The 5,287-nt window shown below is 72.8% G+C and carries 4 protein-coding genes, 1 tRNA gene and 1 pseudogene; 2 read left to right on the forward strand and 4 right to left on the reverse strand.

From position 1 onward, the window contains the following. The 3 genes and pseudogenes from HTZ82_RS32135 to HTZ82_RS09475 form a co-directional block, all read right to left on the reverse strand. Positions 1-129, reverse strand: a pseudogene (locus HTZ82_RS32135) (gala protein); the annotation flags it as partial. 65 nt (positions 130-194) lie between these two features. Then, a tRNA-OTHER gene (locus HTZ82_RS09470) sits at positions 195-270 on the reverse strand. An 82-nt stretch (positions 271-352) separates the two neighbouring features. After that, positions 353-955 carry a Type-2Aa cytolytic delta-endotoxin gene (locus HTZ82_RS09475; protein ID WP_175408869.1) on the reverse strand — a complete coding sequence of 201 codons (603 nt, stop codon included), beginning with the start codon at positions 953-955 and terminating at the stop codon, positions 353-355. A 105-nt stretch (positions 956-1,060) separates the two neighbouring features. Here HTZ82_RS09475 and HTZ82_RS09480 point away from each other — a divergent pair, with 105 nt between their 5' ends. Next, positions 1,061-2,188 (forward strand): CapA family protein, encoded by a 1,128-nt coding sequence (locus HTZ82_RS09480; protein ID WP_175408870.1) that lies wholly within the window; start codon positions 1,061-1,063, stop codon positions 2,186-2,188. Positions 2,189-2,277: 89 nt separating this feature from the next. On the opposite strand, the gene HTZ82_RS09485 is transcribed toward HTZ82_RS09480, so the two are convergent. Beyond that, positions 2,278-3,108 (reverse strand): oxaloacetate decarboxylase, encoded by an 831-nt coding sequence (locus tag HTZ82_RS09485; RefSeq protein WP_175408872.1) that lies wholly within the window; start codon positions 3,106-3,108, stop codon positions 2,278-2,280. Positions 3,109-3,504: 396 nt separating this feature from the next. Here HTZ82_RS09485 and HTZ82_RS09490 point away from each other — a divergent pair. Next, positions 3,505-5,287: nitrate- and nitrite sensing domain-containing protein (locus HTZ82_RS09490; protein ID WP_309235389.1), on the forward strand; the 1,783-nt coding region annotated here is incomplete at its 3' end.

Below are 5,287 nucleotides of genomic sequence, written 5' to 3' on the forward strand. Positions count from 1 at the left end.
CTCGTCGGCGTCGACCGGGCCCGCCGATGCCAGCCGGGCCAGCAGCGGGTCGAGCGCGGCCGGGTCGGCGAGCGGGATGTCGGGGTGCTCGATCACCGGGCAGCGTACTGAGGTCGGCTGCGTCGTCATCACCACTCCACCGGTGTCCGTCGCCGGCGCCCGGCGCGCGCTCTCTTGCGACTCTTGCGAAAGGGTGGCAAGACCGACCGGATTCGAACCGGCGTCCTCCTGCTCGATGCTTGGGCGCGACGACCTCTGCGCTACGGCCTTGCCGCGTGTGATCATAGCGGCTAACCGACCGGTTCCGGCCACCAGTTCGTCGGTCTGGTGACCGGAGCCGGGGTTCCGCGGGTCAGCCCACGGCGGCGGGCACCTGCTGCCGTACGGAGATGGCGTTGACGCGCAGCGTGAAGTACGCCGTGTCGTCGGCGGTCAGGGCGCGGGTGCGCTCCGGGCCGAGGCCGACAGTCGCGTTGAGGCAGAGGGCGACGGCGTGGACGGCGTCGCCGGTCTCCTCGTCCTGCAGCGCGAACAGCACGTTGTAGTAGTAGCTGGTGGCGTCGGCCGTCTCGCGGTAGAAGGACAGGTGGGTGCCCTGCTGGTCGCCCAGCCCGACGAAGGCGCAGGTGAGGGCCCGTTCGGTCTTCTCCCAGAAGCCCGGGTTGGCGAACGGCTCGGCCAGGGCCTGGCGTACGGCCTCCTTCAGGGACAGGACCATGACGCCCACGGGCGCGGTCTCCTGGAGTCCCCAGCCGCGCACGATCCGTACGGTCTCGCCGTGCGGGATGGCGGCTGCCGCCCTGCTGATCTCACCGAAGTCGAAGTCCACCGTCGCGGGGGCGATGGCGTGCTGGAACCGGTCCGCGATGCCGTGTGCCTGCTCCTCGTAGGACGGGCCGACCTCGAAGACCGTGGTGAACGTGGTCTTCTCGGCGGTGGGCCTGTCGGCTGCCATATGGCTGCTCCTCATGGCTGGAAAACGTCGCGCCGCACCGCGGGCCAGTATGCCGTCCGTGATCACCGGGTCTCGGGGCGGGGGTGCGCGCACTACCGTGGAAGCATGCGCGGGGAGTCGGCGGTGACCCTGTTCCTCTGCGGCGATGTGATGCTCGGCCGCGGCGTGGACCAGATCCTGCCGCACCCCGGCGATCCCCGGCTGTGGGAGGAGTACGTCAGGGACGCCCGCTCCTACGTCGCCCTGGCCGAGGCGGTGAACGGCCCGGTCCCGCGGCCCGTCCCGCCGGAGTGGCCGTGGGGCGAGGCCGTGCGGCTGCTCGACGCGGAGGCGCCGGACGTGCGGGTGGTGAACCTGGAGACGAGCGTGACCCGCGGCGACGACGCGGCGCCCGACAAGGCCGTGCTGTACCGGATGACGCCCGAGAACCTGCCGTCCCTCACGGCGGTCCGCCCGGACGTGACCGTCCTGGCCAACAACCACGTCCTGGACTTCGGCCGCGGCGGCCTGCTGGACACCCTGGACGCGCTGACCGGCGCGGGCCTGCGCACGGCGGGCGCGGGCCGGGACCTGGCGGAGGCGCGGAGCCCCGCGATCGTCCCCGTCGGGCGGGGCGGGCGGCGGGTGCTGGTGTTCGCGGTCGCCATGCCGTCCAGCGGCGTCCCGCCGGACTGGGCGGCCACGGCGGACGGGCCGGGCGTGGCCTTCGTACCGGTGGCCTCGGCGGCCACGGCGGAGGCGGTGGCGCGGCGCGTACAGGAGGTGCGGCGGCCGGGCGACCTGGTGGTGGTGTCCGTCCACTGGGGATCGAACTGGGGGTACGGCGTGCCGCCGGGGCAGGTGGAGTTCGCGCACACGCTGGTCGACGGCGGCGTGGACCTGGTGCACGGCCACTCGTCGCACCACCCGCGCCCGGTGGAGGTGTACCGGGGCAGGCTGGTGCTGTACGGGTGCGGTGACTGCGTCGACGACTACGAGGGCATCAGCGGCTACGAGAAGTACCGGGACGAGCTGCGGCTGCTGTACTTCGCCGCGCTGGAACCGGGCACGGGCCGCTTGGCCGGGCTGCGGATGGCGCCCGTACGGGCACGGCGCATGCGGCTGGAGGAGGCGTCCGACGACGAGCGGGCCTGGCTGCGGGCCACGCTGGACCGGGTGAGCCGCGGCTTCGGCGTACGCGTCGGCGCGGAGCCGCCGGAGCGGGGCCGGATGCTGTACGCCGAGCCCACGTGACGGGGCCGTCGGGCGCACCACGCCTGCCGGCCCCCACCGACCGCCCCGCCCGGTGCGGCGCACACCCCGCCTGCGTCCGTGACCCGCGGTCAGAGGTTGCCCTCCAGCAGCCGCGTCGACTCGGCCACGCCCACCGCGCCCGCCTCCGACCGGGGGTCGGGCAGCCGCCCGTCCGCGTCCTTCAGGTCGCCGAGCGCCCGGTCGACGGCCCGGTGGGCGGCGAACAGGCACGGAGTGCTGTAGATCGCCACATCGACGCCGAGGGCGGACAGTTCGGACAGCGACAGGCGCGGTGACCTGCCGCCGCCGATCTGGTTGAACAGCAGCGGCTTGTCGCCCGTCACGTCACGGATGCGGCGAACGGCGTCGACCGTGCGGACCCCGTCGACCAGGACGACGTCGGCCTCGGTCTTCGCCAGGGCCGCCGCCCGGCGCAGCATCTCGGCGTCCTCCACGGCGTCCGTGCGGGCCACCACGACGAGGTCGCCGCGCGCGTCGAGGACCCGGTGCAGCTTGTCCAGGTACTCGTCCAGCGGCAGCACCTGCTTGCCGTCGGCGTGGCCACAGCGCCGCGGGCGCTTCTGGTCCTCCAGCACGACCCCGGACGCGCCGGCGCGCTCCAGGCGGCGCACCACGTGGCAGGCGACCTCCGTGTCGACGTAGCCGTCGTCGATGTCGACGAGCAGATGCACGTCCGGCAGGGCCGTACGCAGCCGTTCGGCGAACGCGACCATGTCCGGCCAGGCGATGAACCCGATGTCCGGCAGCCCGTAGTAGGAGGCGGCGAATCCGAAGCCGGAGACGAACAGCCCGTCGTAGTGCCGCGCCGCGAGCGTCGCCGAGTACATGTCGTAGACACCGATGAGCGGTGTCGTCCCGGGTGCCGTGACCGCTTCGCGCAACCTGTTCCCGTACCGCAATGCGCCCTCCCACATTCCTCTTTCGCGCCTTCTGCGCGGTTCGCCCGGAAAGCTTCTCGGGTGGCGGGAGGGAACTCCAAGGCACTGTCACCCACACGGAGGAAGGGAGAAACGAAGGCCGCGATACCGGTTGGGCTTCGAAACGGACTCTTGTCGGCAACATACGGGCACGAACCGTGCGCGGATTACCACGCTCCGGTCACTGACACAACCTCACCCGAACATGAACTGGCTGGATATGATCGGCGCCCGCTTCCCGTTCCCGGGCCCCCTGTTCCCCCGTTCTCCGATCCACCGTTCGCCGTTCCGCCGTTCCGCCGTTCCGCCGTTCCGCTCCGAGGGTCGATGTCTTCCACAGAACCGCCGCCGCGTTCACGTCGTCGGCGCAGGCGCACCGTGCGTCTGCGGACGCTGCTCGTCCTGCTGGCCGTCGTCCCCACGGCGGCGATGGGCACCCAGGTCGCCGTGACCGCGGACCGGCTGCTCGGGCAGTCGCAGCACCTGCGCGGCGACGTCGCCGCCGGTGAGCGGATCGGCCTGCCCCTGTACGAGCTGCTGACCGCGCTGCAGGCCGAGCGCGCAGCGACCGCCGCGCACTGGGCCGGCCGGTCCGCGTCCGACACGTCGCTGACCGCCCGCCGCGCCGCCACCGACCGGGCCGCGGCCGCGTTCCGCGACGCGGGTGTCTCCGACGCCGGAACCGAGGAGGCGGAGCGCAGGCTCCAGGAGGTCCTGGAGGCCCTGGACGAGCTGGCCGCCCACCGGGAGCGGGCCGACGCCCGCACCGGCACCCCCGACAGCACGACGGCCTTCTACAACGGCGCCGTCAGCCAGATGATCCGCTTCTACCAGGACGCCTTCAACCACACCGAGGACGGCGAACTCACCCACGAGAGCCAGGTCGTCGTGCACCTGTTCTCGGCATCGGAGATGCTGGCCCAGGAGAACACGATCCTCGCCATGGCGGGCCCTTCGCGTGAGATCAACACGGCGCGGTTCGCGGACTACGTCAACGCGGTCGGCGCGCACCGGCACATGTACGACCGGTGGATCGTGCCGTACCTGCCGCCGGAGGAGAGCGACCGGTACGCGCGCATGGTCGGCTCGCAGGCCTGGCAGACCAAGACCCGTATCGAGGACCGGATCGTCTCCGAGCACCAGGACACCTCCGACGGCGTACGGCTGCCCCGCGAGGTCGCCGGCTGGCGCGCCGCGCACGCCCAGTGGTCGGCGGAGCTGGACGCCCTGAACGCCCAGCGGATCCGGGGCCTCCTGGCGCACGCCGACGAGAAGGCGGCCGCGCTGGAGTCGGACGTCACGTGGCTGATCGCGGGCAGTAGCGGCGCCCTGCTGGTGGTCGTGGCCGTCGTCGCGGCGACCACGCGTTCGGTGCTGCGCCGGCTGCGGCTGCTGCACGACCGTACGGTGACCGTCGCCGAGCGGACCCTGCCCGACATCGTGACGCGGCTCCAGCAGGGGCGGCCGGTCGACACGGACGCGCTGCCCAAGGTGCGCGGCGACCGGGACGAGGTCGGCAGGATCAGCGACGCGTTCGCCCGCGCGGTCGCCGTGTCCGTGGACGGGCACCGGCAGCTCGCGGCCGAGCGGCACGGGTTCGGCGCGTTCGCGGCGGGTATCGCCTCGCGCACCGGCAACCTGGTCAGCCGCCAGCTCAGCCTCACCGAGGACCTCCAGGACACGTTCGGCAACGACGAGGCGCTGCTGGCCCAGCTCATGCGGGCCGATCAGCTCACCGTCGGTATGCGGCGGCAGATCGAGAACCTGCTGGTGCTCGCCGGCGGCGAGATCCAGGACCCGCACACCGAGTCCATGCGCATCGCGGACCTGCTGCGCGAGGCGGCCGCCGAGGTCGAGGACTTCCGGCGGATCGACCGGCAGGCGCTGGACGAGATCAGCGTCGAGGCCCGCTACATCAGTCAGATCAGCCACCTGCTGGCCGAGCTGCTCGACAACGCCACCCGCTTCTCGCCGCCGCGCTCCCGCGTGGTGATCCGCGCCGAGATGGTGGCCGACGGGCTGTCGGTCGAGGTCGAGGACCGCGGCCCGCGCGTGAGCCCGGAGCGGTACACGGAGATGAACGCGCGCCTCCACTCGGCGCCGCCGTACGCGGTGCTCGCCGAGAACGCGCACCGCCTGGGCCTGTTCGTGGTCGGGCACC

It is taken from the genome of Streptomyces sp. TRM64462 (assembly GCF_013362995.1).
Taxonomy (GTDB): Bacteria; Actinomycetota; Actinomycetes; order Streptomycetales; family Streptomycetaceae; genus Streptomyces.

Coding starts and splice junctions, on each gene's coding strand:
- HTZ82_RS09480 (WP_175408870.1), top strand. CDS start 1,061: ATGCGCGGGGAGTCGGCGGTGACCCTGTTCCTCTGCGGCGATGTGATG.
- HTZ82_RS09475 (WP_175408869.1), bottom strand. CDS start 955: ATGGCAGCCGACAGGCCCACCGCCGAGAAGACCACGTTCACCACGGTC.